The sequence below is a fragment of the Mycobacterium deserti genome (assembly GCF_025345615.1).
Taxonomy (GTDB): Bacteria; Actinomycetota; Actinomycetes; order Mycobacteriales; family Mycobacteriaceae; genus Mycobacterium; species Mycobacterium deserti.
On the sequence record NZ_JAODWD010000006.1, the window covers coordinates 156,742 to 182,667 of the forward strand.

29 protein-coding genes are annotated in these 25,926 nt (G+C 67.1%); 15 read left to right on the top strand and 14 right to left on the bottom strand.

The genetic code is table 11. The annotated features are described in order from the left end of the window. Window positions 1-16: 16 nt before the first annotated feature. From N4S67_RS23480 to N4S67_RS23500, 5 genes are all read left to right on the top strand, one after another. Window positions 17-547, top strand: coding sequence for a nuclear transport factor 2 family protein (locus tag N4S67_RS23480; RefSeq protein ID WP_260995800.1), 531 nt, complete (start codon window positions 17-19; stop codon window positions 545-547). After that, window positions 544-1,479, top strand: coding sequence for an NAD-dependent epimerase/dehydratase family protein (locus tag N4S67_RS23485; RefSeq protein WP_260995444.1), 936 nt, complete (start codon window positions 544-546; stop codon window positions 1,477-1,479). The genes N4S67_RS23480 and N4S67_RS23485 overlap by 4 nt, the downstream gene beginning before the upstream one ends. Continuing rightward, window positions 1,476-1,802 (top strand): putative quinol monooxygenase, encoded by a 327-nt coding sequence (locus N4S67_RS23490; protein WP_260995445.1) that lies wholly within the window; start codon window positions 1,476-1,478, stop codon window positions 1,800-1,802. Before N4S67_RS23485 ends, N4S67_RS23490 begins: the two co-directional genes overlap by 4 nt. Then, window positions 1,799-2,194, top strand: a complete 396-nt coding sequence (locus tag N4S67_RS23495) for a nuclear transport factor 2 family protein (RefSeq protein ID WP_260995446.1) — start codon at window positions 1,799-1,801, stop codon at window positions 2,192-2,194. Before N4S67_RS23490 ends, N4S67_RS23495 begins: the two co-directional genes overlap by 4 nt. A 72-nt stretch (window positions 2,195-2,266) precedes the next feature. Then, window positions 2,267-2,911: a dihydrofolate reductase family protein gene (locus tag N4S67_RS23500; RefSeq protein ID WP_260995447.1), complete on the top strand. Its 645-nt coding sequence runs from the start codon at window positions 2,267-2,269 to the stop codon at window positions 2,909-2,911. A gap of 8 nt (window positions 2,912-2,919) precedes the next feature. Here the strand turns inward: N4S67_RS23500 and N4S67_RS23505 are convergent, their stop codons facing one another. Further along, window positions 2,920-3,372, bottom strand: coding sequence for a hypothetical protein (locus N4S67_RS23505; protein WP_260995448.1), 453 nt, complete (start codon window positions 3,370-3,372; stop codon window positions 2,920-2,922). A gap of 131 nt (window positions 3,373-3,503) precedes the next feature. Between N4S67_RS23505 and N4S67_RS23510 the strand changes: the two genes are divergently transcribed. Further along, the gene (locus tag N4S67_RS23510; protein ID WP_260995449.1) at window positions 3,504-5,081 is read left to right on the top strand and encodes an FMN-binding glutamate synthase family protein; all 1,578 of its coding nucleotides are present in this window, start codon (window positions 3,504-3,506) and stop codon (window positions 5,079-5,081) included. Between the two features lie 15 nt (window positions 5,082-5,096). Beyond that, window positions 5,097-5,942, top strand: a complete 846-nt coding sequence (locus tag N4S67_RS23515) for a DUF6278 family protein (RefSeq protein WP_260995450.1) — start codon at window positions 5,097-5,099, stop codon at window positions 5,940-5,942. 1 nt (window position 5,943) lies between these two features. Here the strand turns inward: N4S67_RS23515 and N4S67_RS23520 are convergent, their stop codons facing one another. Beyond that, entirely contained in the window at window positions 5,944-6,750 is an 807-nt protein-coding gene (locus N4S67_RS23520; protein WP_260995451.1) for a DNA-formamidopyrimidine glycosylase family protein, read from the bottom strand. Beyond that, complete coding sequence (locus N4S67_RS23525; protein WP_260995452.1) at window positions 6,737-7,306, bottom strand: TetR/AcrR family transcriptional regulator; 570 nt, start codon at window positions 7,304-7,306, stop codon at window positions 6,737-6,739. Before N4S67_RS23525 ends, N4S67_RS23520 begins: the two co-directional genes overlap by 14 nt. A gap of 99 nt (window positions 7,307-7,405) precedes the next feature. Between N4S67_RS23525 and N4S67_RS23530 the strand changes: the two genes are divergently transcribed. Next, window positions 7,406-7,816, top strand: coding sequence for a hypothetical protein (locus N4S67_RS23530; RefSeq protein WP_260995453.1), 411 nt, complete (start codon window positions 7,406-7,408; stop codon window positions 7,814-7,816). Between the two features lie 9 nt (window positions 7,817-7,825). Beyond that, window positions 7,826-8,230 (top strand): VOC family protein, encoded by a 405-nt coding sequence (locus N4S67_RS23535; protein WP_260995454.1) that lies wholly within the window; start codon window positions 7,826-7,828, stop codon window positions 8,228-8,230. Between the two features lie 21 nt (window positions 8,231-8,251). On the opposite strand, the gene N4S67_RS23540 is transcribed toward N4S67_RS23535, so the two are convergent. Beyond that, the gene (locus N4S67_RS23540; protein WP_390893497.1) at window positions 8,252-8,989 is read right to left on the bottom strand and encodes a cutinase family protein; all 738 of its coding nucleotides are present in this window, start codon (window positions 8,987-8,989) and stop codon (window positions 8,252-8,254) included. Between the two features lie 196 nt (window positions 8,990-9,185). Between N4S67_RS23540 and N4S67_RS23545 the strand changes: the two genes are divergently transcribed. Continuing rightward, window positions 9,186-9,719 (top strand): alpha/beta fold hydrolase, encoded by a 534-nt coding sequence (locus tag N4S67_RS23545; RefSeq protein ID WP_260995802.1) that lies wholly within the window; start codon window positions 9,186-9,188, stop codon window positions 9,717-9,719. Here N4S67_RS23545 and N4S67_RS23550 read toward each other — a convergent pair. The 3 genes from N4S67_RS23550 to N4S67_RS23560 all read right to left on the bottom strand — a co-directional run bounded on the left by N4S67_RS23550 (window position 9,716) and on the right by N4S67_RS23560 (window position 13,721). After that, entirely contained in the window at window positions 9,716-10,786 is a 1,071-nt protein-coding gene (locus tag N4S67_RS23550; RefSeq protein ID WP_260995455.1) for a threonine aldolase family protein, read from the bottom strand. The two genes, N4S67_RS23545 and N4S67_RS23550, sit on opposite strands and share 4 nt — an antisense overlap. Before the next feature lie 161 nt (window positions 10,787-10,947). Next, window positions 10,948-12,933 (bottom strand): peptidoglycan-binding protein, encoded by a 1,986-nt coding sequence (locus N4S67_RS23555; RefSeq protein WP_260995456.1) that lies wholly within the window; start codon window positions 12,931-12,933, stop codon window positions 10,948-10,950. A 104-nt stretch (window positions 12,934-13,037) separates the two neighbouring features. After that, the gene (locus N4S67_RS23560) at window positions 13,038-13,721 is read right to left on the bottom strand and encodes an SDR family oxidoreductase (RefSeq protein ID WP_260995457.1); all 684 of its coding nucleotides are present in this window, start codon (window positions 13,719-13,721) and stop codon (window positions 13,038-13,040) included. Window positions 13,722-13,820: 99 nt separating this feature from the next. On the opposite strand from N4S67_RS23560, the gene N4S67_RS23565 reads away from it, so the two are divergent. Beyond that, window positions 13,821-14,537: an NUDIX hydrolase gene (locus tag N4S67_RS23565; RefSeq protein ID WP_260995458.1), complete on the top strand. Its 717-nt coding sequence runs from the start codon at window positions 13,821-13,823 to the stop codon at window positions 14,535-14,537. A 7-nt stretch (window positions 14,538-14,544) separates the two neighbouring features. On the opposite strand, the gene N4S67_RS23570 is transcribed toward N4S67_RS23565, so the two are convergent. Genes N4S67_RS23570 through N4S67_RS23585 form a run of 4 tightly spaced genes read right to left on the bottom strand, consistent with a single transcriptional unit; the run spans window position 14,545 to window position 17,332 of the window. Next, window positions 14,545-14,946: a nuclear transport factor 2 family protein gene (locus N4S67_RS23570; protein ID WP_260995459.1), complete on the bottom strand. Its 402-nt coding sequence runs from the start codon at window positions 14,944-14,946 to the stop codon at window positions 14,545-14,547. 34 nt (window positions 14,947-14,980) lie between these two features. Continuing rightward, complete coding sequence (locus N4S67_RS23575) at window positions 14,981-15,868, bottom strand: sucrase ferredoxin (RefSeq protein WP_260995460.1); 888 nt, start codon at window positions 15,866-15,868, stop codon at window positions 14,981-14,983. Then, the gene (locus N4S67_RS23580; protein ID WP_260995803.1) at window positions 15,865-17,073 is read right to left on the bottom strand and encodes a cupin domain-containing protein; all 1,209 of its coding nucleotides are present in this window, start codon (window positions 17,071-17,073) and stop codon (window positions 15,865-15,867) included. Before N4S67_RS23580 ends, N4S67_RS23575 begins: the two co-directional genes overlap by 4 nt. A gap of 10 nt (window positions 17,074-17,083) precedes the next feature. Beyond that, window positions 17,084-17,332: a BatC protein gene (locus N4S67_RS23585; RefSeq protein ID WP_260995461.1), complete on the bottom strand. Its 249-nt coding sequence runs from the start codon at window positions 17,330-17,332 to the stop codon at window positions 17,084-17,086. A gap of 165 nt (window positions 17,333-17,497) precedes the next feature. Here N4S67_RS23585 and N4S67_RS23590 point away from each other — a divergent pair, with 165 nt between their 5' ends. Beyond that, window positions 17,498-19,483 carry a molybdopterin-containing oxidoreductase family protein gene (locus N4S67_RS23590; RefSeq protein WP_260995462.1) on the top strand — a complete coding sequence of 662 codons (1,986 nt, stop codon included), beginning with the start codon at window positions 17,498-17,500 and terminating at the stop codon, window positions 19,481-19,483. Window positions 19,484-19,517: 34 nt separating this feature from the next. Here the strand turns inward: N4S67_RS23590 and N4S67_RS23595 are convergent, their stop codons facing one another. Then, window positions 19,518-19,970, bottom strand: a complete 453-nt coding sequence (locus N4S67_RS23595) for a MarR family winged helix-turn-helix transcriptional regulator (RefSeq protein ID WP_260995463.1) — start codon at window positions 19,968-19,970, stop codon at window positions 19,518-19,520. 107 nt (window positions 19,971-20,077) lie between these two features. Here N4S67_RS23595 and N4S67_RS23600 point away from each other — a divergent pair, with 107 nt between their 5' ends. Together N4S67_RS23600 and N4S67_RS23605 are read left to right on the top strand one after the other, a co-directional pair. After that, window positions 20,078-21,250 (top strand): multidrug effflux MFS transporter, encoded by a 1,173-nt coding sequence (locus N4S67_RS23600; protein ID WP_260995464.1) that lies wholly within the window; start codon window positions 20,078-20,080, stop codon window positions 21,248-21,250. Between the two features lie 54 nt (window positions 21,251-21,304). After that, a complete protein-coding gene (locus N4S67_RS23605; protein ID WP_260995465.1) occupies window positions 21,305-22,468 on the top strand; it encodes a metallophosphoesterase in 1,164 nt (387 codons plus the stop codon). On the opposite strand, the gene N4S67_RS23610 is transcribed toward N4S67_RS23605, so the two are convergent. Next, window positions 22,461-23,432: an aldo/keto reductase gene (locus N4S67_RS23610; protein ID WP_260995466.1), complete on the bottom strand. Its 972-nt coding sequence runs from the start codon at window positions 23,430-23,432 to the stop codon at window positions 22,461-22,463. The genes N4S67_RS23605 and N4S67_RS23610 overlap by 8 nt on opposite strands. Before the next feature lie 261 nt (window positions 23,433-23,693). Here N4S67_RS23610 and N4S67_RS23615 point away from each other — a divergent pair, with 261 nt between their 5' ends. Next, a complete protein-coding gene (locus N4S67_RS23615) occupies window positions 23,694-24,779 on the top strand; it encodes an alpha/beta hydrolase (protein WP_260995804.1) in 1,086 nt (361 codons plus the stop codon). On the opposite strand, the gene N4S67_RS23620 is transcribed toward N4S67_RS23615, so the two are convergent. Beyond that, a complete protein-coding gene (locus N4S67_RS23620) occupies window positions 24,776-25,891 on the bottom strand; it encodes a spore photoproduct lyase family protein (protein WP_260995467.1) in 1,116 nt (371 codons plus the stop codon). The two genes, N4S67_RS23615 and N4S67_RS23620, sit on opposite strands and share 4 nt — an antisense overlap. Window positions 25,892-25,926: the final 35 nt, after the last annotated feature.

Consider the following 25,926-nt stretch of genomic DNA (forward strand, 5'->3'; position numbering starts at 1 on the left):
GGTTCCGGTGGACACCCTGGTCGACGTCGCAACGCTGGCGGACATCGAAGCGATCAAACAGCTGAAAGCCCGGTACTGCCGATATCTCGACGCCAAGGACTGGACAGCTTGGCGGAACCTCCTGGCTGACGACTTCGAAAGCGAGATCGCCGGCGCGGGCGGCCGGCAGACCGTCGGCGCCGACGCGTTCGTCGCCTACACTCGCGCAACGATCGGCAGGCCCTCACAAGTCACGGTGCACCATGTTCACGCCCCGGAGATCACCGTGACGTCGGCGTTCACCGCTACGGGCGTATGGGCACTCAACGATGTGGTGCGCCTCGTTCCGGCGGTGACCCTGCACGGCTACGGCCACTATCACGAGACCTACATCAAGGGCGACGGCCAATGGCGCATCACCTCGTCGCGGCTGACCCGGCTCCGCGAGGACGTTGCAACTCCACTGGTGCCGGGGGCGCTGGCCACCCGCCTGCGCGTAGCCGCGGCCAGGCTGGCCCGCCGCACATCACCAATCAAAGATCAGGCCCAGCAGAAGAGGTTGACATGAAACAATTTTCGGGCCGCCGCGTCCTCGTCACCGGAGCCAGTGGCGTCGTCGCGTTTCCGGTAGCGGTCGAACTCGCGAAGGACAACGAGGTTTTCGCAGTCTCCAGGTTTTCAGATCCCGAGCAGAGCCGAAGCCTCGAACAAGCGGGCGCCCGCCCGATCGCGTTCGACCTCGCAAACCCCGACCTGTCGGCGTTGCCGGAATCGGTCGACGTCGTCATCAACTACGCGGTGCTGCCGCCGACACACCGGGACGCGTACGAGGTCAACGCCGGGGCGACCGGGCGCCTCGCCCGGCGATACCGCGATTGTGAATCTTTTGTGCACGGCAGCACCGGATCGTTGTACGCCTACCAGGGCGAACGGCCGCTACGCGAGGATGACGCCTACGGTCTTCATGCCTCAGCGGAGAATTACGCCGCCAGCAAGATCGCGGCCGAGTTCCTGTTGAAGCACCTCAGCGCGGACTACGAACTACCAACCGTGATCGTCCGCATCTTCTCGTTCTACGGGCCGCGCGGCGGCGGCGTCACTCAGCGAATCGATCAGATCATGCGGAGCGAGCCGGTGAGCGTCTATCCCGGCGTCCGCAATGTGCACACACCGCTGTACGAGGACGACTACGTCGAAAAGACCATCGCCGCAGCAGGTATCGCCAAGGTCGGCGCGGAGGTGATCAACATCGGCGGGACGGAGCCGGTGACGACGCAGGAGTACTGCACGATGGCCGGCGAAATGCTCGGTAAAGAACCCGTCTTTACCGAGAACAGCAAAGCGTGGCCGATCTGGGCCGACACCACGAAGATGGTCGAACTCCTCGGTCCGAACAAGGTCTCAATTCACGAAGGTGTCCGACGCACGATTGAATCAGCGCAGAGCCGGCTGAACACCTCGCACCATGTCATCGGTGAACCGGCGAAGGCTGGCCGGTGATCACCTTCATCGCCCATCTGCAGGTACCGCCGGAGAATGCTGACGCCTTCGAAAACCTGATGACGAACGTCGCCGCGATGTCGAATGAACACGAACCGGGAGTGACGTACTACGCGTTCGCCAAGAGCGTCGACCAGCACGACACCTATGTTGTCGTCGAGGTGTACCGAGACCAGGTCGCGGTCGCCGCTCACGGCGAGACCGAGTGGGTGAGGGATTCGATACCGGAGATGTTGGGCCTTATCGAGGGCATGCCACGGATCGCGCAGTACGTCAGTCCCGGTGCCGAACCGGTCGCCTCGCAGTTCGAAGAGCTCACATGAGCGCGGCGAGCCTGGCAGTCGTCAACCGGTTCGGAGAGGCACTGAGCGGGGGGAATCTCGACGAAGCTCGCGCATTACTGCACGATGACCTCGTCGTTTACGAGGCCGGGGGCCTGCCCTACAGCGGCGAGTATCACGGTCCGCAGGGCTTCATCGATCTCCTGACGACGATGTACGAGAAGTTGGAGGTCACGCCCGGCCCCGTAAGCCGTGCGTCCCTGGACGACGGCACCGTCGTGTCCCGGTTCAGGCTGCGGTTCACCGCGCTCGCCTCGGGCAGGTCTGCGGAGATGAACTTGGTTGAGCTGTACAAGGTTTCGCAGGAGAAGATCATCGAGCTCGACGTCTACTACAAGGATCCAGGGGCCGTCGCGGCCATCCTGGCAACCTGAAACCCCGCCGATGAGTTCTGTGGCTCCGACCGGTCTACCGTCTTGTTGATCACGTCGACCCAGGAGATCCCCGTGGAGCAACTGCTCAGAGTTCACAACTTCAGCGTCTCGCGAGACGGCTTCGGCGCGGGGGAGAACCAGAGCTACGAGCGTCCCTTCGGGCACGCCGACCCGGGCGACATGATGGCGTGGGCGGGCGCCACCGCCAGCTGGCCCAACCGGACCGACCCGGGCGGAAGCCGCGGCCTCGACGACTACTTCACGCGCGACTTCAGCCGCAACATCGGCGCCGAGATTATGGGTCGCAACAAGTTCGGACCCCAGCGCGGACCGTGGCAGGACCACGAGTGGCGGGGCTGGTGGGGCGACCAGCCGCCGTTCCACACGCCGGTGTTCGTCATGACCCACCATCTGCGCCCATCATTCACTGTGTCCGACACCACCTTTCACTTCGTCAACGATGAGCCGGCCGCGGTCCTTGCGCAGGCACGCGCCGCCGCCGACGGCCGCGATGTCCGCCTTGGCGGGGGAGCGACGACCATTCGCGCGTTCCTCGACGCCGATCTGGTCGACACGCTTCACGTGGCGGTCTCCGATGTCGAGCTGGGCGGCGGGTCGCGCCTGTGGGAATCGCCGGACGAACTCGACGCGCGCTATCACCACGAGGTCGTGTCGAGCGCGAGCGGCGTCACCCACCACCTGTTCTGGCGACGGTGAGTCTGCGCTCAGACCCTCGTCAGCGAAACGGTGATTCCGTCCGCGAACACCGGAAATCCCTCGCAGCCAACCGGGATCGTGCCCGTCGAGGTTCCCCGCAGCGTCGCCGCATCGATCGAGTACCCGATGGCGTTGGGGAGGTTGCGGCCGTCGGGACATGACCACATCCCTTCGCGCGTGAACTCCCACCGGCCGTTGTTGAGGTGGGCGTTCGCAGACCAGCCTGCCGCGCTGACGACGCGAGCGCATCCGTCACCGCACGGCGTGATGGTCCAGACGCTCGAGGAATTGTGGTACGGCGTCGGGATCCCGTTGAGCTTGCGCTGGCTGTGATCGCTGAACAGCGTGTAGGTGCCGCTGAGCGTGTCCGCCGTCGCCGTGCCCGCGCCCAGCCCCAGGCCGGCCAGTGCCAGCGCGCCGGACATCACGGCGGTGGCCGCGGTGCGTGCGAAACGGTTCATGATCGGTTCCTTTCATGCTGCGCCGCCCGATGGCGACGTCGAGTGCGCTCAGTACAGGCCGCCGACGCTGCTACCGATCCCAACTACGCTCTTCGGTTTCGGTCCGGCACCGCGCGGAAACACTGACAACCATGGGCCGCACTGTTCGCGGTCTCGCTGCCGCGGCTGCCTCGGCACTGGGCGCCGTCGCGATGCGTGACCTCTTCCAACGAAAGCACGCCATCCTGCGCAACTACCCCGTGCTCGGGCACGCTCGGTACCTCCTCGAAACGATCGGCCCCGAACTGCGGCAGTACATCATCGCGGCCAACGACGAGGAGCGGCCCTTCACCCGCGACCAGCGGCGGTGGGTGTACGCCTCGTCGAAGAAGGAGAACAACTACTTCGGCTTCGGCACCGACAACGACGTCGAGCACAAGCTCGGCTACGCGGTGATCAAGCACCGCACGTTCGGCCGCGCCGTGCCGGCGTCGACCCCGCAGGCCACCCGCGAGGTGGAACTGCCGTGCGCCAAGGTTCTCGGGGCCGCGCGGGGCCGGCCAGGGGCCTTCAGGCCAAAGTCGGTCGTCAACATCTCCGCGATGAGCTTCGGCTCGCTTTCCGGTAACGCCGTCGAGGCTCTCAATCGAGGCGCCGCGATGGCCGATTGCCTGCACAACACCGGCGAGGGCGGCATCTCGCGCCACCACCGACACGGCGGCGAACTCATCTTCCAGATCGGCACCGCCTATTTCGGTTGCCGCGACGCCGACGGCCGCTTCGACATGGACAAGCTCAAGGACGTCGTGGCGAGCGCGCCGGTGCGGGCGCTGGAAATCAAGCTGAGCCAAGGCGCCAAGCCGACCCTCGGCGGGCTGCTGCCCGCGCCGAAGGTGTCCGCCGAGATTGCGGCGGCTCGCGGCATCCCTGAAGGCCGCGACTGTGTCAGCCCGTCGCGTCACGCTGAATTCTCCGACACCGACAGTCTGCTCGACTGGGTGGAACTGCTCGCGACCGAAACAGGTCTACCGGTGGGCATCAAGTCCGCGGTCGGAGATCTCGACTTCTGGCATGAGCTGGCCGAGGCCATGCGCGAGACGGATCGCGGAGTCGACTTCGTGACGATCGACGGCGGCGAGGGAGGTACCGGTGCCGCCCCGATGATCTTCACCGACTCCGTCTCGCTGCCGTTCCAACTCGGCTTCACCAGCGTGTACCGGATCTTCGCCGAGCACGGTCTGCACGAGCAGATCACGTTCATCGGAGGAGGCAAGCTCGGCCTTCCCGACAACGCAGTAGTCGCTTTCGCTCTCGGATGCGACATGGTCAGCGTCGCGCGCGAACCGATGCTCGCGATCGGCTGCGTCCAGGCGCAGAAGTGTCATACCGACACCTGTCCCACCGGTGTGGCCACCCAGAACGCATGGCTGTCCCGCGGCCTCGTGCCCGACGAGAAGGCCGAGCGAGTCGCGAACTACATCAAGACCCTGCGCCGCGATCTGGCCAAAGTGGCCGAGGCGTGCGGGGTGGAGCACCCCGGTCTGATCAGTACGGATTCGGTGGACATCCTCGACGGTCGAACCGGTTCGACGCCGCTGCATGAGGTCTACGGATACAAGCCGGGCATGGGGCTGCCGTCGGAAGCCGACCGCAAGACCATTGTCCAGATCATGACAGCCGCAGAGCCACAAGGTGATTCGGCGCCACCGTCGACCTCTGCAGTCGGATGATGGGGATGAGACATTATGTGGAAGCGCGGGCGCAACAAGTCCGATGAGCCGAAGGCCCCCGTCGAGGTGGCCGACGTCGCGACGATGCGCGCAGGCGCAGAGGCACTGGTCGCCGCCTCCGCCGGTTCAGACTGGCCGCTCGACTGGACCCCGCCATCGGTACGGACACTCGACGGCTTCGTCAGCGGGATCAGCGAAGAGGATTTCTCGGCGGCGTTCACGACGGTGGCCGGTTACTTCGGCGAACTGATCGTGCGCAACGGCGGCGGACAGTGGGTCGACGGGCCGGACGGCTGGCCTCAGGTCCGGATGCCCTCCGGCTTCGAACTGCGTCCCGCCCATGCCGTCGCGGAGGCGCGAAGCATGCTCGGTCCTGCGCTGGAGTCGGTCTATGTGCACGCGATGGCCGGCTTCGCGGTACCCGACGACGAACAAGCGGCCGCATTCGGCGACGAGGTGGGTCAGCGGATGGCGGTGTGGGCCGCGTTGTTCCTGCACGAGGTTGCGGTCTCGGGCCGCCGTCTCGACTGGACCATCGAATCGTTGGCACAGGTCGACGAGCTGTGCGACGACTTCCTCGCTGACCAACCGGACGCCGAGGCCATCGACCAAACCGCCCTGACCATGGGCGCATACCTGGGCGAGGTGCTCATCCGGGCGTGCGACGGCGCCCAGTGGATGCTGTCCACCGATCACCGGGACGTCGCTGTGCGGCTCCCTCGACCCGGCGGCGCCGACCCGGAATCCACTACATGCTTCCCAGCGGCCTTCGTCGGCAAGAGACTGACCGAGGACACCACGCCGTCTCTTCAGGAGTACGCGACGATGGCCGTATCCGGGGACGTGGCGACCGGCCGCTGAGTCATCGCGGTGGCGCCGGGCCCGGCTGGCAGTGCGGGCACCACCACGTGCGCCGCTGTTCCGGGTCGTTCGGGATCTCGGCGACGACGCGCACGGTCGTTCCGCACCTCATGCACGGCAGGCCCGCCCGGCCCGCCACCCAGTGCTGTTCCCGCTTGCGCCGAATGCCCGTCGTCACCTGCATGGCACCGGGCACCGTGGCCGAATGGCGCAGCGCCCGGGCGCCGAGGTCCAGCAGCGCGGGAATGTCGACGTCCTTGACCGGCGTCCACGGGCTGTGTCCCCGAAGGAAACTCAGCTCGTTGGCCCAGAGGTTGCCGAATCCCGCCACACACCGCTGATCGAGCAGGGCGGCGACCAGTGGGCGATCCGGCTCGGCGATGAGCCGGCGTCCCGCCTCGCTGGCGTCCCAGTCGTCGCGCAGGGGGTCCGGGCCGAGATGGCCGACGGCCTGCGCCTCGTCGCGGGTCCGCAGCAGTTCGACGACCGGCAGTGTCACGCCGTAGGCCGCAGGCCCGTCGGTGCGCAGCACCACCCGCACGTCGTGCATCACCGCCCGGGGCAGCCAGCGCCCGGTCGGCGAGACTGTCCACGAGCCGGACATCTTCATGTGGGTGTGCACCGTGAGGCCGTCCGACAGCCGGGTCAGCAGATGCTTGCCGTGGGTGACGTGCTCCAGCACGGTCAACCCCGCGAGGTCGTCTGTCGCGTGCGCGGGGACCCGCAGTTCGCCGTGGCTCAAAACCCGCCCGCGCAACGCGCCGTCGAGGCGGCGGGCCAGCGCGTAGACGGTGTCACCCTCGGGCACGCCTCCCATCGTCCAGGATGATTGCGCTGGCGCGGGCTCGGACTTCGGCGCTCGTACGGCCGAGATGATCGGCGGCGAGGAAGTGGTGCCCGATCGCCATGCAGAACGCGAGCAGGCTGCGGGCCTCCACCTCGTCGGGATCGGAGCAGACCGTGCCGATGGCGTCGCGCAGCAACTGCATGCGCCGGTTGTCCACGCGACGCAAGCGCTCGGCGACGGCCGCGTCGCGGCGCGCCCAGTCACGAACCGCGAGATCGATTTCGAGTAGACCGTCGTCGGCGAATGTCAGCTGCCCGGCCAGCCGCGCCTTTTCGAGCACGTCCCCACTGGCGTGTTCTATCCGCTCGAGCACGTCGTCGACACAGGCTCGCTCCCAGGCGTCGAGCATGTGCGTCAGCAGGGCACCGCGGTCGGCGAAGTATCCGTAGAACCCGCCCTTGGTGACCCCGAGTTTTTTCGCGAGGACCTCCACGCGAACGGCGTCGATGCCACCCGCGGCGAGTGTGCGCAGCCCCTCTTGGACCCAAACCTCGCGAGGTGTACGTCTTGCGCCCATGGCTGCGTGGCCCCTTATCTCCTCGACTTATACGGTGCCGCATATTAGTGTCGGAAGCGGTTATACGCCGCCGTATAAGCAGAGAGTGACGGTACTTCGATGATCAAGTTGGCCGGCTGGCTGATCGTGTTCTACGGCAGCGCGCACACGCTGGGTGCGCTGTTCGTCCTGGGCGCGGTACGGCACGCCGACGCGTGGTTCAGCGGAGCGCTGTGGCGAGAGGACCTCACCGACATGAGTCCGGCCAACAGTGCGTTGTGGCTGAGCGTGGACAGCTTCGGCGTTCCGCTCATCCTCGTCGGACTGACCGTGCTGTGGATGAACGGGCGCGGCGTCACGCCCCCGGCATTCATTGCCTGGATCTTGCTCGCCTGGACCGTGGTGGACGCGGTGATCCTGCTGTTCACGCCGTGGCCGATCATCCTGCTCGCCGGCATCCTGCTCGTCCTCGGCATTCGGCGCGCCGAGCACGAAGGACCGATGACCTCACATGTCAGACCCGGCCGGTAGGTCTGGCATATGACTACTGCGCGTTTGACGGCGTTCCTCTGCTACCGAGATCCGGACGCGATGGTCGGTTGGATCACCGAGGTACTCGGGTTCCATGTGGTCCGCTGTTTCCGATACGGCGACAACCTTGCGCACGCCGAACTGCGGTGTGGCGACGCGGTGGTCTGCGTGCAGGCCGATGACCGCGGATACGACATTCCGTCGGTCAAAGGCGACTGCGTCGGCGCCGGACTCTATGTCGTCGTCGATGCTGCGGAGGTCAGCGCCGTCCACGAGCGCGCGCTCGCCGCCGGAACGCGTGTGCTCATCGCGCCCGAGACGACGGCGTGGGGGAACTTCCGCGTGGAGCTTCTCGACCCGGAGGGACGCCAGTGGTCCATCGGCACCTACTTGCCGGGCCAACCGGACCTCTGAGCGATTCGGCCGCGGGCGCGCTCAACCGATCGGTACCTCGCTGTCGGCCGACGGCGGCGTCATGTCGGAGACCTGACTTCCCGTCGCCCGGTCGACCGCCTCATCGGGCCGCGCCAGCTTACTGACGACGAAATCGGCTGCCTGATTGGTCATCCCGTTGAGCGCATAGGCGCCGTGGGCGCCGCCGTCACCGCCGGTCGGCGAGCAAATGGGGTCGGTCTCGATGCACAGGTCCAGCGTCTTGCCCGCATAGCTGGGGCCGACGTTGATCTCCGGTGCGCCGGTGTAAATCCGTTGCAGAAAGCCGCTCGACGGCTTGCCGAACAGCGTCACCGCGGCGACGTGGTCGGCGATCGACGGCTCCATCGGACCCGTCATGCCGGGCGGCGGTGCATAGCCCTCAGGCATGCGATCAGCGGTGATGTAGGCCGCGACCGCGGCGCCTTGGGAGAACCCGCCCACCACGATGTTCGTGTCGGGACAGGCCGCCGCCGTCGCGCGGACCTTATTGCTCGCATCGATCACGCCGTCCGCGGCGGTCGCGAAGTCGAGCGACGCGGGATAGTTCACCGGGTACACCTCGACCGACTTGCCGGGACTCTTCGCGCGCAGGGAATCGACGAAGGATTGCCCCACCGGTCCGACGCCGGGCGCCTCGAAGGTGCCGCGGGCGAAAACGACCTCCATATCGGGACACGGCGTGGCGGATGCGGGAGCGGCCACGCCCATTCCCGCCACGGCCAACACAACTGGAACCATTGATACGAAACAACGACTGATACTCAGCAAATTGACCCCTAACTCCCAGAAGTCCGACCCGTGGCTGCAGCACTGCTCCCCGACGGGCGGCGACGGCATCTCGCGTCGCCGCACCCCGAATTCTGGTACTACGGCAGGCCGCTCGCCAACCCAATATAGGGAGATTTCAGGACTCGCCCAGCTGCCCGACGTGGGGATGCGCCTCGCGCTGCGCCGCCCGGACCGGGTGCGCGCTCTCGTCGTGCAGAACGCCGTCTGCCACGACGACGGCCTCGGTCCCCTGTGGGAGACGCGGCGGGCGTTCTGGGCCGACCGCGCCGGACACGAGGCGGCGCTGCGGGAGAACTTCTTCTCCCACGCCGCCACTCGACTGCGCCACGTCGGCAAGAGTCCGGAGCCCGATCGGTACGACCCCGACCTGTGGACCGACGAACTCGCTTTTCTGCACCGGCCGGGACAGGCCGACATACAGACCGACCTGTTCTACGACTATCGCACCAACGTGGCGAGCTACCCTGCGTGGCAACAATGGCTGCGGGACTGCCAGCCCCCGATGCTCGTGGTGTGGGGCCGCTACGATCCGTCCTTCGAAGTCGCCGAAGCCGAGGCCTATCAGCGAGACGTGCCGAGCGCCGAGGTGCACGTGATCGATGCCGGCCATTTCGCGCTCGACGAAGCACCTGACCTCGTCGCCGACCTCTGTCGAGGCTTTCTCGACCGACTTCTCTAGCGTGCCAATTCTTTTCGGATGATCGCGACGAAGTCGTCGACGTCGTCTTCTGTGGTGTCCCACGACGTCATCCAGCGCACCTCGCCCCGCGTGCGATCCCAGTCGTAGAACCGGACCTGCTCGCGGATGCGGTCGGCCGCGTCCGTCGGCAGCGTGGCGAAAACCGCGTTCGCCGGACTGTCCTGGCTGAATGCGAGACCGGGAAGTGTGCCGTCGGCGATTCCCGCCTCGAGCGCCGAGCGCAGGCGTCGGGTCATGGCGTTCGCGTGCGCCGCGGTGCGGATGCCGATGTCGTCGTCGAACAACGCGAGGAACTGCGCCGACGCGAACCGCATCTTCGAAGACAACTGCATCGTCATCTTCCGCAGGTACGCCAGCCCGGTCGTTCGTTGCGGCGCGAGGACCACCACCGCCTCCGCGCCGAGCAGCCCGTTCTTCGTCCCACCCAGGCTGAGGATGTCGACGCCGGCGTCGGTGGTGAACTCGCGCAACGGGACACCGAGCGCCGCGGCGGCGTTCCACACCCGTGCGCCGTCCATGTGCACAGCCATGTCCCGGGCGTGCGCGAAGTCGGCGATGGCCCGTACTTCGTCGGCTGTGTACAACGTGCCCAACTCCGTTGTCTGAGTGATGCTCACGGCGAGCGGCTGGGCCCGGTGCTCGTCGCCCCAACCCCACGCCTCGCGCGCCACCAGCTCCGGGGTCAGCTTGCCGTGAGGCGTCGGCACGGTGAGCAGCTTGATGCCGGTCATCCGTTCGGGGGCTCCGGCTTCGTCGGTGTGGATGTGAGCGGTCGCCGCCGTGATCACCGCGCCCCAGCGTGGCAGCACGCTGGTCAACGAGACGACGTTCGCGCCCGTGCCGTTGAACACCGGGAACACTTCCGTCTGCGGGCCGAAGTGCTCGCGAATCACCTCACGCAGGCGGGCGGTGTAGACGTCGGCGCCGTACGCGACCTGATGGCCGCCGTTTGCCACCGTGATCGCATCGAGCACGGCGGGGTGCACACCGGCGTAGTTGTCGCTCGCGAACGTGCGCCGGTCGGGGTCATGGAGTCGGTGGGTCACCTGGGGTCGGCCGCACACGAGACATCGACGCGGGCCGCCGCGACATCATTCACCCAGCGAAGCTAACGCACACATCCTCGGCGGGGACGCCGCACGCCGACAAACGACGCTGGTGGGATCTGCCATTTCGCGCGGTCGCCTTTCGATCGGGTGGGCCGAGCTCATGCCGGTTCGGACACACATCTGCGCCACGTGATCGGACCCACGACACCGTCGACCTCGACGCCTTCACTGATCTGGAACTCCCGCACCGCCTGCTCGGTGATCGGGCCGAAGTCGCCGTCGACATCGATCGGATCGGCCTGGCGAAGATTCATGCGGACCTGTACGCCCTTGACGGCCTCACCGACGTCGCCCCGGCGGACCGTGGTGAACAATCGCGACCAGGTGACGGGCCCAACGATGCCGTCGATGGTGATGCCCTGGTTGCCCTGGAATCGACGAACCGCCTGCTCGGTGATCGGGCCGAAATCGCCGTCGACGAAGAGGTCGAACCGTCTTGCGCGCAGCAGATGCTGCAGGATCCTGACGAACGGACCGTCGTCGCCGCGGCTCAGCTCGACGATCTCGAGCTGCTTTTCGGGCTCGTCCCCGAGCGGATTGAGCAAGTCGGATCGGCCCTCGAACGCGAACAGCAGCAGGTCCACCATTCGGAAGGTGAAAGCGTTAGGCCCCAGATCGGGACGCCAGTGCGGGTCACGCACGATGGAGTGCGCGCTGCCTTCCATGGCCCGATGGAAGACCTCGGCCACGATGCGGCCCCCCACGCCGGTGAGCCGACCGCCGTTGAGTTCGGCCTCCCGCAGGATGTAAGGCCACAGGGGCGTGTTGGCTGACAACTCGGTGCGCAAATTCGCGGACAGTCCGGCGAAGTCGACACCTCCGCTGCCAGTGATGACCTCGTCTTCGGTGAGTTCGGTGACACCCGTGAGTGTCGCCATCTGCTGACCGCTGGCGAGCTTGACCATGCTGCCCCGGATGAGGTTGCGGAACGCGAGATTGGCGTGCAGCGGCGGAAATTGCGCGTCTGGTGGACCGAATGAGCCTGCAGGCAGGGTGGCGAGCGGATCAGTGAGCCGGGTGTCGATCGTGCGCGCCCTATTGAACTTGCCCGGCGCTACCACCAGGTCGGGACGCCCGGCTTCGGCGAAGTCGTACAGCCGGCGGAAGTCGGCGATCCAGTTGGAGGGCAACGGGTCCGCGGCCGATAGGTCACCACTGGTGCCCGAGAATCCGAACAACAGCGAAAGGAATGCGCTTCCATTGTCGAAGAACCGATTCCAGCTGTACGTGTCACGAATCATGCTGTGCCCGAGACGAAATGCCGCGACTGAGAACTCGATCGGCATGGTGGGCGAGTCGCCCGGAGCCGGTGACGTCTCGAAGAGAGTGCGGCCGTTGGCGAAGACGTCCTCGACGATTCCCGGGTCGACGATCCGGGGAAGATAGTCCTGTCGCAGCATCCATTGGTAGTGCTTCACGACGCGCTCGCGCGCTGCATCGAACATCGTCGCGACCGGTCCCGGGGCAATCGTGTCGACCACCCGGTTGTGGAACCTGATGAAGGCGAGATGGGTCTGGGCTACCGCCAGGTTCTCGTCGTTGCGGTGATCGGGTATCAGTGCGAGGCGCTGCTGAGGCTCCCGAGGGAGATCGTGGCCGTCGAAGGCGGGCAGAAAGCCGTCGAGCGCGCCCGTGCGCCCCATCTTCAAATGCAGGCCATCGGTGTAGAAGTGCGGCTCGTCGGCCGGGCCACGGCCGTAGAGCGAGTCGAGATCGAGTGCCGGTGAACGGCCTTGGATGAGTTCGTCGACGGTCACCTCCGATCCGAGCGCCGCCTGCGTCTTGTCCATCGTCAGGTCGTGGTCGACGAACTGACCAAGGTAGGTGAACCCGGCGGGAATGTCGCCGTCGCTGTCCGGTGCTACGGCGGTGATCGCCTCGGACACCGCCGACATGAGTTCTGCACTGGTAGGCGCACCCTGTGGCCCGATGCGCGAGAACCGGAATTGCCTGAGCTCATCGGCTTCAGACAGGCGCGGTGTAGGGCTCATCGCGTCGTCTGAAGCCGCGGACCGCGCCGCTGTGTCCGGCGAGAGCACGCCCTCCCCGGCGACGAAGAATTGCTGCCTGCCATGTCGCGTCACTGCTGCCCCCCTCGTGTGTTCTTGCACGTGAGGACAGTCAACTGCCGAGGAGGGGGAGGTGTCGTGAGTACTGCACTACCTGAATCCGGACAGCTGACCGCGCCCTATGCTTGCGCAGGCGCGGACAGTTGAGCCTTGACGGCTCGCGACAGGTCGTCGGCCAGGACTTCGGTCTGGCCGGCGAACACGCCGTCGAGCGCAAGACCGGCGACGAAGCCCGGATCGATCTTCTTGTCGGCAGGGATGTAGCTGACCATGTCGGTGTCCATATAGCCGACGTGCAGGGCGGTGACCTGAATACCTCTCGGCGCCAGCTCTTCTCGCACAGCGTCCGTCAACGCCCAGCCCGCGGCCTTGGCTGCCGAGTAGGCGCCGCTGGTCTGAGGATGCAGCCACGACAGGACCGAGAGCACGTTGAGCATCGCGCCGCCGCCGTTGCGTTCGATGACCGGCGCGAACGCACGGACGACGTTGAGAGTGCCGAAGTAGTGGGTCTCCATCTCGAGTCGGATGTCGTCAATCGGACCGTCGACCAGTGTTGCGCGGGTTGACACGCCCGCGTTGTTCACTACGAGGTTGACGTCACCGGCCTGCTGGGCGGCCAGACGCACCGACTCGGGGTCGGTGATGTCGAGTTGCAGCGGAACCACACCTGGCAGATCGATGGATTCGGGACGACGGGCTGCCGCGTACACCTTCGCGCCGCGGGCCAGAAGCTCTTCGGCGAACCGCCGTCCAAGCCCCCTGTTCGCGCCGGTGACCAGTGCGGTGATGTGTTCGGCGTTCATGTCACGCCTCCTTCTGTCTGAGATATCGGCAGCAACGCCAACTCCGGCCAAAAGAGTCCCGCATGCCGGCCGGCTCACGGGCGTGATTGATTAGATGTCGTGACGATCACGTATGACGACGCGCTGTGCGAGCGGTTCCGGGCGAACCTGGAGGTCCATCGACGCCGCGTCGCCATCGACCCGACGAAGCGGCACGCCGCCGTCGCTGTGGTCATCGTCGACTCCGAGCTCGGCGAGGACCGCGTGGACCCGGCCCCGGTCGACGACTGGATTGCGGGCCGGCCGATGGAGGCGGGTCTCGACGGCCGCATGGTCGACGTGTCGGGCGGCGCCGCGTTCCTGCTGTGCCGCCGGGCTTCCCGGCTCAATTCGCACGCCGCCCAGTGGGCGCTGCCCGGTGGTCGGCTCGATGCGGGAGAGACGGCGGTCGACGCCGCGTTACGCGAACTGGACGAAGAGGTGGGCGTGCGGCTGCCGGAGTCGTCGGTGCTGGGCCTGCTCGACGACTACCCGACCCGGTCGGGCTACGTGATCACCCCGGTGGTCATCTGGGGCGGTGGCCGATTGGATCCGCGTCCGTCGCCCGCCGAGGTGGTGGCGGTCTACCGCGTCGGACTGCACCAGCTTCAGCGCGACGATTCGCCGCGCTACATCACCATTCCGGAAAGCCCCCGCCCGGTCGTGCAGATTCCGTTGGGCAACGACCTCATTCACGCGCCGACGGGCGCCGTGCTCTTGCAGTTGCGGTGGCTGTGCCTGGAGGGCCGTCACGACCCGGTCGACGAACTCGAACAACCCGTGTTCGCCTGGCAGTGACACCGAGCTAGGTGGACAGTGCGCTGCGCTTCTCAGCCGACAGAAATGAGGCGGTGTCGTAGTACGTGCGGAACGAGTCGATGCCCTGCTCGCTGCCCTCGAGGACGCTCACGCCGTCGTAACGGAACTCCGTGCCGTCGCGCAGTGTTCCTTCGGACGTCCACTCGAGGTAGGCCACGCCGTCGTCGGTCACGGTGTGACTGAAGGACGCCTCGATCGAGTCGAACACCTCGCGGTAATGCTGCCAGAATGTGCGCGCGCCGTCCTTGCCGTGCTGCCCGTGCGGTAACCCGGCCTTTGTCAGGCTGGCGTCGTCGCCGAACAGTTCGACCAGGGGTTCGACGTCCCTGTTCTCGTGCAATTCACCCAGCGCGGCCTTGAACCGCTTCGTCACGTCGTGCATGGACATCGCTTACCCGTGCCACCGCCGACTACACCGACTGTCATTCCGACGTCATATTTGCCAACGTGAACACCCGCACCCGGCCCTCGACTTTCGCGGAGCACTGCGACTGCAGCGGATCGGAGAGTGCCTCGTGCAGGACGACCTCGACGGGCCCGGAGTGGCCGTCCAGGCGCACCCGGATCTCGTGGTCGCCGCGCTCGACGTCGAGCGGATGCAGCGCGTCGATGCGGTCCTCGCCGGTGGCCTCGCGCACGAAATACTGCGCGGCCTGAACGGCATGCGGCAGCGAGGTGCGCCCGCGAAGGAACCTGTTGTCGAGCCGCCCGTCGAGGTAGCGCCGCACAAGGTCCGGCGAGTCGGCGGAGTCCACCCGGCCGTAGCAGAGACCCTCCGGCAGGATGAGCATCGTCGCTGCGAACCGGTCTCCGCCCAGGTGCGAACACTCCCAAGTGAATTCGGGGTAGGCAGCGGCGATCGCCTGGCAGGCGCTGCGTCCCCGAACCGCGCAACACTGATCGTGCTTGCCATGCGCGCAGATGGCCACCAGCGGGTCGGTCGTCAGCTCGCCGTCACTGCCGTCGAGGTTGAGATCCAGTAACTCGCCGGGGGCGTCGACCTCGCCGCGGTACAGCGCCTCGCTGCCGACGTCAGCGTGGGCGATGAACCACCGCCATCGGGGAACGTCGGGCCTGCGGCCGGGGCGCCGGATCGCCGCGATGCGCATCTTGGCCGCCTCGACCCGGCGGACGATCGCACGTCCCAGTTGCGGATCGATGCACGACGGCGACTGCAGAAACGCCGAAGGTCCCCAGCCGCCGGACATTTCGACCAGCACCCAGGATGACCCCGCCGACGCTGTGCCGTACATCGGATCACCCCGGGCCAGCGACTGGTCGCTGCACGGCGCCCGCTTCGCAACCGTCATGCGTCGACAGGTACCACGACGGCCTCGCGAAGAAGTCTGCGGATCAGCACCGCCGCGTCGGCGCGATCCAGACCGGGCAAGGTACCCGCCTGTGCGACCTGCCCGCGGTGCAGCGTCTCCACCGCATCCGAGCACGACTGCGGAAACGTCATCGTCTTGTCCGGTAGCCGCAGCACGACGCGGCCGCCGGTGTGTTCGACGCTTGCAATGAGTCCGTGCCGCCAGCGCACGGTCGCGGCGCTGGCGTCCTCGGCCGCGGCAAGCGAAGCCAGCGGCCGCACCGGAACCGGTCGCGTCCGCTCGGCGAAGCGGTCCGACAGCTGCGCGGCGGCTCCGGCGCTGAGTGTCGACGCGTCGTCGCGCAACGACTCGACCATTTGCGCCATCACCTTCGTTACGGCCGCGATCGTCTCATCCCGGTCGGTCGGGTCGGATCCAAGGGGAAGCGACTCGCGGAACGTGCGCACGCCCGCCAACTGGTCGACGACCGCGCGCGCGACGTCGACTCCGGTCAACGCCGAGACGCCGACGGTCAAATGGACCGACGTCGTGTCCAAGGCCACCGCCGCGTGCACCCAACCGCGCGGCAGATACAGCGCGTCGCCCGCCGAGAGCACGGTGTCGAGCACCGGCTCACCGGTGATCCGATCCGCGATGGCCGAGCGGTGCTGGGTCCACGGCTGCGACGGCAGGGGATGGTCGTGCACCGGCTCGTGCACGATCCAGCGCTTCTGCCCGCACACCTGCAGGACGAACACATCGTGCACGTCGTAGTGATGGTCGAAGCCACGGTTGCCGGGTGGGGTGATGTAGGCGTTCGTTTGGACCGGATGGCCGAGGTCGTCGACGGCCTGTCGGACGAAGTCGACAAGCGGCGGCCACAGCCGATGTAGTCCCTGGAGCACAATCGTTGCGCCAGAGGAGAATTGGCTGAGCACCTTGGCGGAATCCACTTGGTCGGGCATCTCCGCCCCGAAGCCGGCAGGCCCGAGATAGCAGTCACGGGGCAGGACGTCGCCCTCGCGTGCGAGCCGGATGAACGGCGCGCGTACCCCGCGTTCGGCGATCAACTCGTCGACCGTCTCCGGTGAGAGCAGATCGCTGAAGTCGCGGGGCAGCGCGTCCGCGCGGCTGAGCATCGGCTTGCGGCCCCAGTACTCGTCGGCGAACGTCCGAGCATCGGTCGCGATGCAGCGGCTCAGCATCGAGGTGTGGTCAGGCCGTTCCGTCGGCGCCGCCGTCATGGCCCTCGGGATTGGAGCCGCCGTCGGCGGTGCCTTCACCGCCTGCGGTTCCGTCGGCGCCGCCATCGTGGCCGTCAGGGTTCGAGCCGCCGTCGGCGGTGCCTTCACCGCCTGCGGTTCCGTCGGCGCCGCCATCGTGGCCCTCGGGATTCGAGCCCCCGTCTGCCGTGCCTTCTCCTGCGCCACCTGATGTGGTGATGTCGTCATCATCGAGTGCCATGTCGGCTCCCTTTCTCCGCGGTTACGGGTTGCAGAGTTGCCCCGCATCGCCTGACTGAAACGGATTCGCCCGACGCACGCAGCGGAAACGGGCTTCTCCAATTCGGGTAGGCATTATCACTGAATGCGGGTTCGCCTCTCCGATTACGAGAGTACGTTTCTGCTCATGCAAACCGTGCGTAGTTTCTGTCGCGTCTGCACGTCGGTCTGCGGCATCCTCGTCGACGTCGAAGGGGACGAGGTGGTGCGCGTCCGAGGCGATCAGGAGCACCCCTTCTCGCGCGGGTACACGTGCGCCAAAGGCCGCGCGCTGCCGCTGGTGCATCACCACCCGGATCGCCTCGAACACCCACAGATGCGAATCGACGGCCGGTTGCAGAACGCCCCGTGGGACGCATGTCTCGACGACCTCGGCACGCGGTTGCGCGACATCATCGACCGGCACGGTCCCGAGTCGGTGGCCTTCTACTTCAGCACCATGGAAAGCGCCGGCTTCCGGATGGCCGAAGCGCTGCACGCCGCGATCGGCACTCCGGCCAAGTTCAGCCCACTGACCATCGACGGCACCGCCAAACCGCTGATCTCCGATCTGGTCGGCGGATTCATGGGGCTGTCCGGCCGCACCGATTTCGACAACGTGGACTTCCTCATGCTCGTCGGCGTCAACCCGGTGGTCTCACATGGACACGCAATCTCGATGCCCAACCCAACGGGGACCGTCCGTGACATCGCCAACCGCGGGCAGGTGTGGGTGATCGACCCACGCCGCACCGAGACGGTCCGACTGGCCACCGGCCATCTGGCACCGCGACCCAGCACCGACCACGCCGTAATGGCGTATCTCGTGCGCGAGATCCTGCGGGACGGACGAAAATTCGACGTACCGGTGCAGGGTGTCGACGAACTCGCCGCGGCGGTTGAGCCGTTCACGCTCGAACACACTGCCAGCATCGCCGACGTCGCAGAGTCGGACCTGACGCGGTTGTGCGCGGCCGTGCGGACGGCCAAGTGCGTCGCGGTCGAAACCGGCACCGGTGTCACGATGACCGCCGAGCGCGCCAACGTCACCCAGTGGCTTGCGTGGGTTCTCATGATCCTCACCGGCGCGATGAACCGACCCGGCGGCACGTGGTTTCACCCTGGATTCGCATATCAGTTGGAGACTTTCGGCGACCTGCTGCCGATCACCCCGGTCGAGGGATCCTTCGGACCGGGTCCGCGCAGCCGCCCAGAGGCGCAGGCGTTCATCAACGAATGGCCGTGTGCCGTGCTGCCCGACGAGGTGGAGGCGGGCCATATCCGCGCCCTGATCAACGTCGGCGGAAGCCTGGTCACCAGCTTTCCCGAGACGGGCAAGCTGATTCCGGCCCTGCAGAACCTCGAGGTGTTCGCCACCACCGAGATCATCGACAACGAGACTACGCAGCTGGCCACGCACGTGCTGCCGACCAAGGACCCGCTCGAACGGCCCGACATCACCATCCACGACATCCTCAGTGCGCGGGTCTCGGTGCAGTACACGCCCGCCGTGGTGGCCCCGGTCGGGGAGCGGCGGTCGATGTGGTGGGTGTTCGCCGAACTCGGCAGGCGCCTCGGCTACGACCTCGGCTCGCTCGGAGATCCGGATACCAGCTCGGACGACGATGTGCTCGCGGTGCTGCTGGCAGGCGCCCGGTCCCACTACGACGAGGTGGCCGCAACCGGTTGGGCCGACGCGGGTCGCGAACTGCCCGCGCCGTGGGTCGACGCGCACATCGAGCGGATGGGCGGGTGGCGGCTGGCGCCGCCGCTGCTGGTCGACCAACTCGCCGCGCTCGAACCGCCGCCGCCGCTGGTGATGGTGCCCCGCAGGCAGCGCAAGAAGCTCAACGCCCAACTCGACTTCCTCGGCGAGCCGGCGCTGATCCTGATTCATCCCGACGACGGCGGTGCGGCAGGCGTCGTCGACGGCGGTCCGGTGGTTGTCCGCAGCACCAACGGCGAACTGACCGGCGTCGCCAAGATCGACGACTCGATCCGGCGCGGCGCGGTGTCGGTTCCGCACGGCCATCACGCAGCCAACGTCAACCGGCTGACGAGCAAGGACGATATCGACGTCATCACGGGCATGGTCCGCTACTCGGGCATCGCGGTCACCCTGCATCCGGCTTAGCCGCCGCGCTAGGCCATGGCGGCGAGCCGCCGCGCTAGGCCATGGCGGCGAGGCGCCGCAGGAGCGGCGCGGCCTCGACAAGCAGCTCCGCCTCCTCGGTTGTCATCTGCGCCAACCGTTCTCCGATCGCCTCCACCCACGCGGCGTCGATCATCGTCTTGTGCCCGCGCGCCTTCTCGGTGAGCCGCAGCCGAATAGACCGGCGGTCGTGCTCATCGGGCACACGTTCGACGAGGCCCTGCTCGACGAGGCGACGCACCGTGGTGCTGACGTTGCTCGGCTGCAACCCGAGCAGCCGGGCGGCATCGGAGACCGTGATGTCCGAGTGGTCGGACACGGTGCGGATCACCTCGAACTCCGAATGCGGCAGCGGAGGTAGACCGACCTGCCGCTCACCGAAGCGGCGAAGTGACCACACCACGGTCCGCACCGCCTCGGCGATGTCGCGAGCATCACGCGCGCTGACGGGTACATGAGTGCTCCGCATGCCGCTATAGTACATATGAAATTACATATAAAGCTATAGCAAGCAGAGAAGGTCGACCCGTCTTGAGCACCACTGGCCGCGCAGCCCCCCACGCCAGGCCAATTCCCATGAGCTGGCTCGGGGTCCTTGCCCTGCTGACCGCCGTCGCGCCGCTGTCCATCGACATGTACCTGCCCGCTTTCCCGGCCATGGCCGAGGAGTTCGGCACCACGGCATCGGCGATCCAGCTGACTTTGACGACGTTCCTGATCGGCCTGGCGCTCGGTCAACTGGTCATCGGTCCGATGTCGGACCGGTTCGGTCGGCGGCCGTTGATGATCGTCGGCACCAGCGTGTGCATCCTCGGCGGGATAGCCTGCGCGCTCGCGCCCAGCATCGAGCTGCTGACGGCGTCTCGATTCCTGCAGGGCTTCGGCGGGGCCGCAGGTGTTGTGCTCAGCCGGGCGGTGATCTCCGACCGCGCCCGCGGAGCGGCCGCGGCCAGACTGTTCAGCCTCATGATGATCATCAACGGAGCCGCTCCGGTGGTGGCCCCGCTGATCGGCGGCTCGCTCATGGGTGTGATCGGATGGCGCGGCGTGTTCTGGATTCTGACCGGATTGGCCGGCGCCATGCTGCTGGGCGTGCTTATCGTCCTGTCCGAAACACACCCGGCGGACCTGCGCAACACCGGTGGTCTGCCCGCGATGCTGCGCGACGCCCGCTCCGTGCTGAGCAACCCGCACTACATCGGCTACACGCTGACCTACGCCTTCAGTTTCACGGTCATGTTCAGCTACATCTCGGCCTCGCCGTTCGTTCTTCAGAACGTGCTCGGGTTGTCCGAGATCGGTTACTCATTCGCATTCGCAGCCAACGCCACGGGCCTGGTCGCGATGAACGCCCTCAACGCCAGGATCGTCATCCGCTTCGGCCAGCGGCGACTGCTGCACCTCGGCGTCAGCCTGCTGGCGATGTTCTCCGCGCTGCTGGTGCTGGACACCCTGCTCGGGCCGGTGCTCTGGGCGACGCTCGTGCTGCTGTGGTGCACGGTCACCAGTCTCGGCCTCGTGGTCGCCAACGCGACGTCGCTGGCGATGGACGAGGTCCGCTACGCGGCGGGCACCGGGTCCGCGATTCTGGGCGCGCTACAGTTCGGCTTGGCGGCGACGGCGGCGCCCCTGGTCGGAATCGCCGGTGACCACACCGCAGTACCGATGGCGATCGCGATGGTCAGCAGCGCCCTCATCGGAGCGGCGGCGCTGCTGACGTTGACACGCCGCTCCACGGTGTCGGCCTAGGGTTAATTGCTCCTCGCGTGCGCAGGGGTTAATTGCTCCCCGCGAAGGACCTGCATGTTCGTCGTTGTTCTCTCCGCTGTGCTGGCGTTGATGCATTTGTACGTGTGGAAGCGGCTGGTGAAGGACACGACCGGGCCAGGACGCACGCGGCGAGTTCTGACGGCGATCCTCGGCGCCCTCACTGCGCTGCTGATCGTGACACTGATGGGGCCGCGGCTGCTCGGACTGCGCGAGGCCGGTTGGTACGTCTGGCCGGGCTACCTCTGGTTCGGCCTCGTCGCCTACCTGTTCCTGACGCTGCTCGCCCTGGAACCGGTGCGCCTTGCGCTGCGGGGCTGGGTGCGGCGCAGGCCGGCCGCGGACCCACCGGATGACGGGATGAACCGGCGGCTGTTCCTGGCCCGGGCGAGCGCAGTCGCGGCCGGCGCCGCGTCGGTCGGTCTGGTGGGTGTCGGCACCGCGACGGCGGTCGGGCCGCCCGATCTCTTGCGCGTGCCGGTCCGTCTGCGACGGCTCGATCCGGCGTTCAACGGCTTTCGCATTGCGGTGGTCTCCGACATCCACCTCGGGCCGCTGGCCGGCCGCGCGCACACCGAGCGGATCGTCACGATGATCAACGAGTCGACGCCGGACCTGGTCGCGATCGTCGGCGACCTCGTCGACGGAACGGTCGAAGAGCTCGGGCCGGCTGCCGAACCGTTGCGCGACCTGGTGTCTCGCGAGGGCAGTTTCTTCGTTACCGGCAACCACGAGTATTTCGTCGAGGATCCGCCCTCGTGGTTGCGCGAGCTCGAGCGCCTCGGCGTGCAACCGCTGCGCAACGAGAACACCGCGATCCGACGCGGCGCTGCGGCCTTCACCCTGGCCGGGGTCAACGACGTTGCCGGTGAAGAGAGGTCAGACCCGCCCGACTTCGGCCGCGCCTTGGCGGGGGCGGATCCGGCGAGGCCGACGATACTGCTCGCCCACCAACCGGTGCAGGTGCACGAGGCGGCGGTGCGCGGGGTGGACCTGCAGCTGTCCGGGCACACTCACGGGGGCCAGATGTGGCCGTTCCACTACATCGTCCGCGCTGTCCAACCGAGCCTCGCGGGACTGTCGACCTTCGACAAAACGCAGCTGTATGTGACTCGCGGAGCGGGCTTTTGGGGTCCGCCGGTGCGTATCGGCGCGCCGCCTGACATCACCGTCCTGTCGCTGCACAGCGACGTCAGCTGACCCCGAGCTTCTCGCGTGCGGTGTCCAGCAGGAACCGCCCGGTCGACACGGGGCGAAATGCACGTGCCGCACGGGTGAGCGCATCGCGATCCTCGGCGCTCAGCTCGATATCGGCTGCGGCGACGTTGAATTCGAGTTGTTCGACACTCGATGCACCGGGAATCGCGACGACGCCCGGCAGGCTGATCAACCATGCCAGCGCCACCTGTGCCGGCTTGGCGCCGACCGACGTGGCCACCTCGCGCAGGGTTTCGAGCAGTGGCTGCGCGCGGCGCAGGTTCTCGACACCGAACAGCGGATTCATCGCTCGTACACCGCCTGGCCGGTTGTCGGGCCCGTATTTGCCGCCCAGCAGTCCCTGCGCCAGTGGACTGTAGGCCATCACGATGCGGTTCTCTCGCTCCGCGAACGGCACCAAATCGTCGAGCGCCTGCGGATGCGCAAGCGAGAAATGCACCTGATTGCTGATCACCGGACGCCCGAGCGCGGCGTCGGCCTTGCGCCACCTCGCGAGTGAGTAGTTGGAGACGCCCACTGCCCCGATCTCGCCGGCCTCGAGCAGGTCCCGCATGCCCGGCATGATCACCGAATCGGGAACCACGGGATTGGACTGGTGGATCTGGTACAGCGGGATACGGTTCAGGCCCAGCCGCTCGGCGCTGGCGTGCGCACGTTGCTTCACGACAGCGGGGAACGGGGCGACCGGAAAGACCTTGCTGGCCACCGCGACCTGCGCGCGTCGATCGCCGAGTGCTTCGCCAAGGATGCGCTCACTCTTGCCGAACCCGTACACCTCGGCGGTGTCGAACAGCGTCACGCCCTGCTCGAGCGAACGCGCGACGATGTCGCGGGCCGCCCCCGAGGCGTATTTGTCCCCGTATCCCCACTCCCGGGAACCGAACTGCCACGTTCCCAGCCCGATCCTGCTGACCCGTCCGACGCCGTCCACATCCAGGTACTTCATGCCGACCACGGTACTGACGCGAACCGCGCGGTTTCATGTCGAGAAAGCGCGGGTATGCCGGTCCCACGCTTCAGCAACGTGGCGTGACCACTCGGTCTTCGAAAGGGGCGCCGCACATGCTGGAGTTCATCTGCCCTGGTTGTGGCATATTTCGTCTGGAAGAAGCAGGGTGCGACCCGTGTGTCGCCCGCGCTGACAGTGCTGCCAGTCCGACGAGCTTGGCGTCGTGAGGTGACGATCAAACTGCACTCGCCCGGCGACATGGTGCTGGCCGCGACCAGGGTGTACTCGTCACTTCCGGTGGTCGGCAAGCACCTCGAACCCTTCGCCGGCCTTACCGCGATGGCCCTGTATGGCGGGCACTACGCTCCGGCCGCGGTGCGGGCCGCGATCAGCCGTCGCCTGAACACCAGCGAGGCCGTCGCCGCGCCGATCGACGGTGAGGCCGAGTCGACACGCAGCAGCCGGATGCCTCCGTATCTGCGGTTCCGCGCGCAGCGGCAGCGGTGCCTGTACCGCAGCTCGGTGCGATACGGCGACCACCCCGCCCAGCTTCTCGATGTGTGGCGGCGACCTGACCTGCCGGCCGATGCGCCGGTCCTGCTGTTCGTCCCAGGCGGGGCCTGGGTGCAGGGCTCGCGTGTGTTGCAAGGGCACACGCTGCTGCACCAGATGGTCAAACGGGGCTGGGTCTGTCTGACGATGGACTACCGCGTGTCGCCGGTGAACCGCTGGCCTCGTCACATCGCGGACGTCAACGCCGCGATCGCCTGGGCAAGGGCAAACGTCGACCGGTTCGGCGGTGACCGCAACTTCGTGGCGGTCGCGGGCTGTTCGGCGGGTGGGCACCTTGCCGCGCTGGCCGGGCTGACACCGGGCGACCCTGCTTTCCGCGGCGAACTCACCGACGACGCCGACACCACCGTCGACGCCGTCGTAGGCATCTACGGGCGATACGACTGGCAGGACCGCTCCACCGCGACGCGTCGGAACTTCCAGCGCTTCCTCGAGCGAGTTGTGGTGGGGCGCAGCCAGTCCCGTCATCCGGAGATTTACGCTGCCGCGTCGCCGCTGGCGCGCATCCACGAGGATGCGCCGCCGTTCTACCTCATCCACGGCGAGCAGGACACGATCATCCCGGTCGGCGAGGCCCGCGCTTTCCGCGATGCGCTGCAGGCGGTCTCGCGCAACCCGGTCGAATACTGCGAGGTGCCCCGCGCCGGGCACGCCTTCGACCTCGTCGACAATGCCCACGCCCGGCACTGCGCCACCGGCGTGGCCCGGTTCCTGGGCGAGGTGCACGACCGCAAGGCGTCGCTCACCGCGGCCGCGGAGGTCGGGGCTTAAGTCCAGTACAGAACGCGGGCCATCGGCACCGTGGCGCCCAGTTCGGCGTCGAACCAGGACCGAAGTTCGGCCATGGTGTCTTTGGGATAGACGTATTTCGGGGCGCCGTACTTGCCGATCTTGCGCGAGCGGGCCGACTCGTCCATGTCGAGCTTGGTCCGTGGATACCAGTCCAGCAACACGTCCTTGCTGTTCGGGGTGAACCGGTGCGTGATGCATTCCACGGTCAGGTCGACCGCTGGAACGTCGGCCAGCGCCGCGTTCACATCTAGCAGCAGGCGGCGGTAGGACTCGCGCCACTGCGGTATCGGCATGATCGGAGCTATCGTCAGGCCGACCCGGTAGCCGGCGAGTGCAAGGTGACGCAGCGCTGAGATGCGTTGCGGGAGTTTGGCTGTGCCGCCCTCGAAGCGGGCAGCGACTTCGTGCGCGTTGACCGAGACGCGCACGCGGGTGCGCCCGTGGTGGGGGAGGTCGAGCAGGGGGGCCACCCCGTCGTACTTGGTGGTGAACCGAAGTCCGACCGGCGCACCCCACTGGTGGGTGCCGACATGGGTGATGGTCGCCGACAGAGAGCCGGTCAGGTGTTCGAGCGCCAACGGGTCGGTGTAGCAGGACGCCTCAAATGTGGTGCCTTCGTCGGCCCGATCGGGCGAGGCGGAGGTGACGGTGCCGCGGCCGACGTGCTGATCCATCTCGGCCAAGATCTCGGGCAGGTTGGCATAGACGCGGGTGATCGGTGGGCCCGACAGCGACCCCGCAAGGTAGCAGTACTGGCAGTGTGCCGGACAGCCTTGCGCCAGGTCGATCCGCCAGTCGGCGCTCGGGGGGATGGGCTGCAGGCGACGCTTGCTCGGCGGAGCGACGACCACCGCGAGCGTGCGTTTGGCCAGGGCGTACGCCGCACGGTCGTTGTCGGCACGCAGCGATGGCAGGCGGTCGCCGGACAGCAGTTCGATGTCGGTCACCCCAGCGGCCTCGCAGCGCGCGACGATGTCGGACCCGTGCGGGAGTTCGTACGCAGAGCGGGTCACCAGCACCCGCGCCGGAGTCCACAACGTGGAATCGGTTGGGGGAAGAGGTGTCGAGGGCGAAGGAGTCGCAAATGTCATCTCGTAAAGGTTCAACACTGAGGTTCTGCGCCGGA

What these genes read in the sequence shown, in the direction of transcription:
- N4S67_RS23485 (WP_260995444.1), top strand. Translation starts at nt 544, where the DNA reads ATGAAACAATTTTCGGGCCGCCGCGTCCTCGTCACCGGAGCCAGTGGC.
- N4S67_RS23495 (WP_260995446.1), top strand. Translation starts at nt 1,799, where the DNA reads ATGAGCGCGGCGAGCCTGGCAGTCGTCAACCGGTTCGGAGAGGCACTG.
- N4S67_RS23505 (WP_260995448.1), bottom strand. Translation starts at nt 3,372, where the DNA reads ATGAACCGTTTCGCACGCACCGCGGCCACCGCCGTGATGTCCGGCGCG.
- N4S67_RS23510 (WP_260995449.1), top strand. Translation starts at nt 3,504, where the DNA reads ATGGGCCGCACTGTTCGCGGTCTCGCTGCCGCGGCTGCCTCGGCACTG.
- N4S67_RS23515 (WP_260995450.1), top strand. Translation starts at nt 5,097, where the DNA reads ATGTGGAAGCGCGGGCGCAACAAGTCCGATGAGCCGAAGGCCCCCGTC.
- N4S67_RS23525 (WP_260995452.1), bottom strand. Translation starts at nt 7,306, where the DNA reads ATGGGCGCAAGACGTACACCTCGCGAGGTTTGGGTCCAAGAGGGGCTG.
- N4S67_RS23530 (WP_260995453.1), top strand. Translation starts at nt 7,406, where the DNA reads ATGATCAAGTTGGCCGGCTGGCTGATCGTGTTCTACGGCAGCGCGCAC.
- N4S67_RS23535 (WP_260995454.1), top strand. Translation starts at nt 7,826, where the DNA reads ATGACTACTGCGCGTTTGACGGCGTTCCTCTGCTACCGAGATCCGGAC.
- N4S67_RS23540 (WP_390893497.1), bottom strand. Translation starts at nt 8,989, where the DNA reads ATGGTTCCAGTTGTGTTGGCCGTGGCGGGAATGGGCGTGGCCGCTCCC.
- N4S67_RS23545 (WP_260995802.1), top strand. Translation starts at nt 9,186, where the DNA reads ATGCGCCTCGCGCTGCGCCGCCCGGACCGGGTGCGCGCTCTCGTCGTG.
- N4S67_RS23560 (WP_260995457.1), bottom strand. Translation starts at nt 13,721, where the DNA reads ATGAACGCCGAACACATCACCGCACTGGTCACCGGCGCGAACAGGGGG.
- N4S67_RS23570 (WP_260995459.1), bottom strand. Translation starts at nt 14,946, where the DNA reads ATGTCCATGCACGACGTGACGAAGCGGTTCAAGGCCGCGCTGGGTGAA.
- N4S67_RS23575 (WP_260995460.1), bottom strand. Translation starts at nt 15,868, where the DNA reads ATGACGGTTGCGAAGCGGGCGCCGTGCAGCGACCAGTCGCTGGCCCGG.
- N4S67_RS23580 (WP_260995803.1), bottom strand. Translation starts at nt 17,073, where the DNA reads ATGCTGAGCCGCTGCATCGCGACCGATGCTCGGACGTTCGCCGACGAG.
- N4S67_RS23585 (WP_260995461.1), bottom strand. Translation starts at nt 17,332, where the DNA reads ATGGCACTCGATGATGACGACATCACCACATCAGGTGGCGCAGGAGAA.
- N4S67_RS23590 (WP_260995462.1), top strand. Translation starts at nt 17,498, where the DNA reads ATGCAAACCGTGCGTAGTTTCTGTCGCGTCTGCACGTCGGTCTGCGGC.
- N4S67_RS23595 (WP_260995463.1), bottom strand. Translation starts at nt 19,970, where the DNA reads ATGCGGAGCACTCATGTACCCGTCAGCGCGCGTGATGCTCGCGACATC.
- N4S67_RS23600 (WP_260995464.1), top strand. Translation starts at nt 20,078, where the DNA reads ATGAGCTGGCTCGGGGTCCTTGCCCTGCTGACCGCCGTCGCGCCGCTG.
- N4S67_RS23605 (WP_260995465.1), top strand. Translation starts at nt 21,305, where the DNA reads ATGTTCGTCGTTGTTCTCTCCGCTGTGCTGGCGTTGATGCATTTGTAC.
- N4S67_RS23610 (WP_260995466.1), bottom strand. Translation starts at nt 23,432, where the DNA reads ATGAAGTACCTGGATGTGGACGGCGTCGGACGGGTCAGCAGGATCGGG.
- N4S67_RS23615 (WP_260995804.1), top strand. Translation starts at nt 23,694, where the DNA reads ATGGTGCTGGCCGCGACCAGGGTGTACTCGTCACTTCCGGTGGTCGGC.
- N4S67_RS23620 (WP_260995467.1), bottom strand. Translation starts at nt 25,891, where the DNA reads ATGACATTTGCGACTCCTTCGCCCTCGACACCTCTTCCCCCAACCGAT.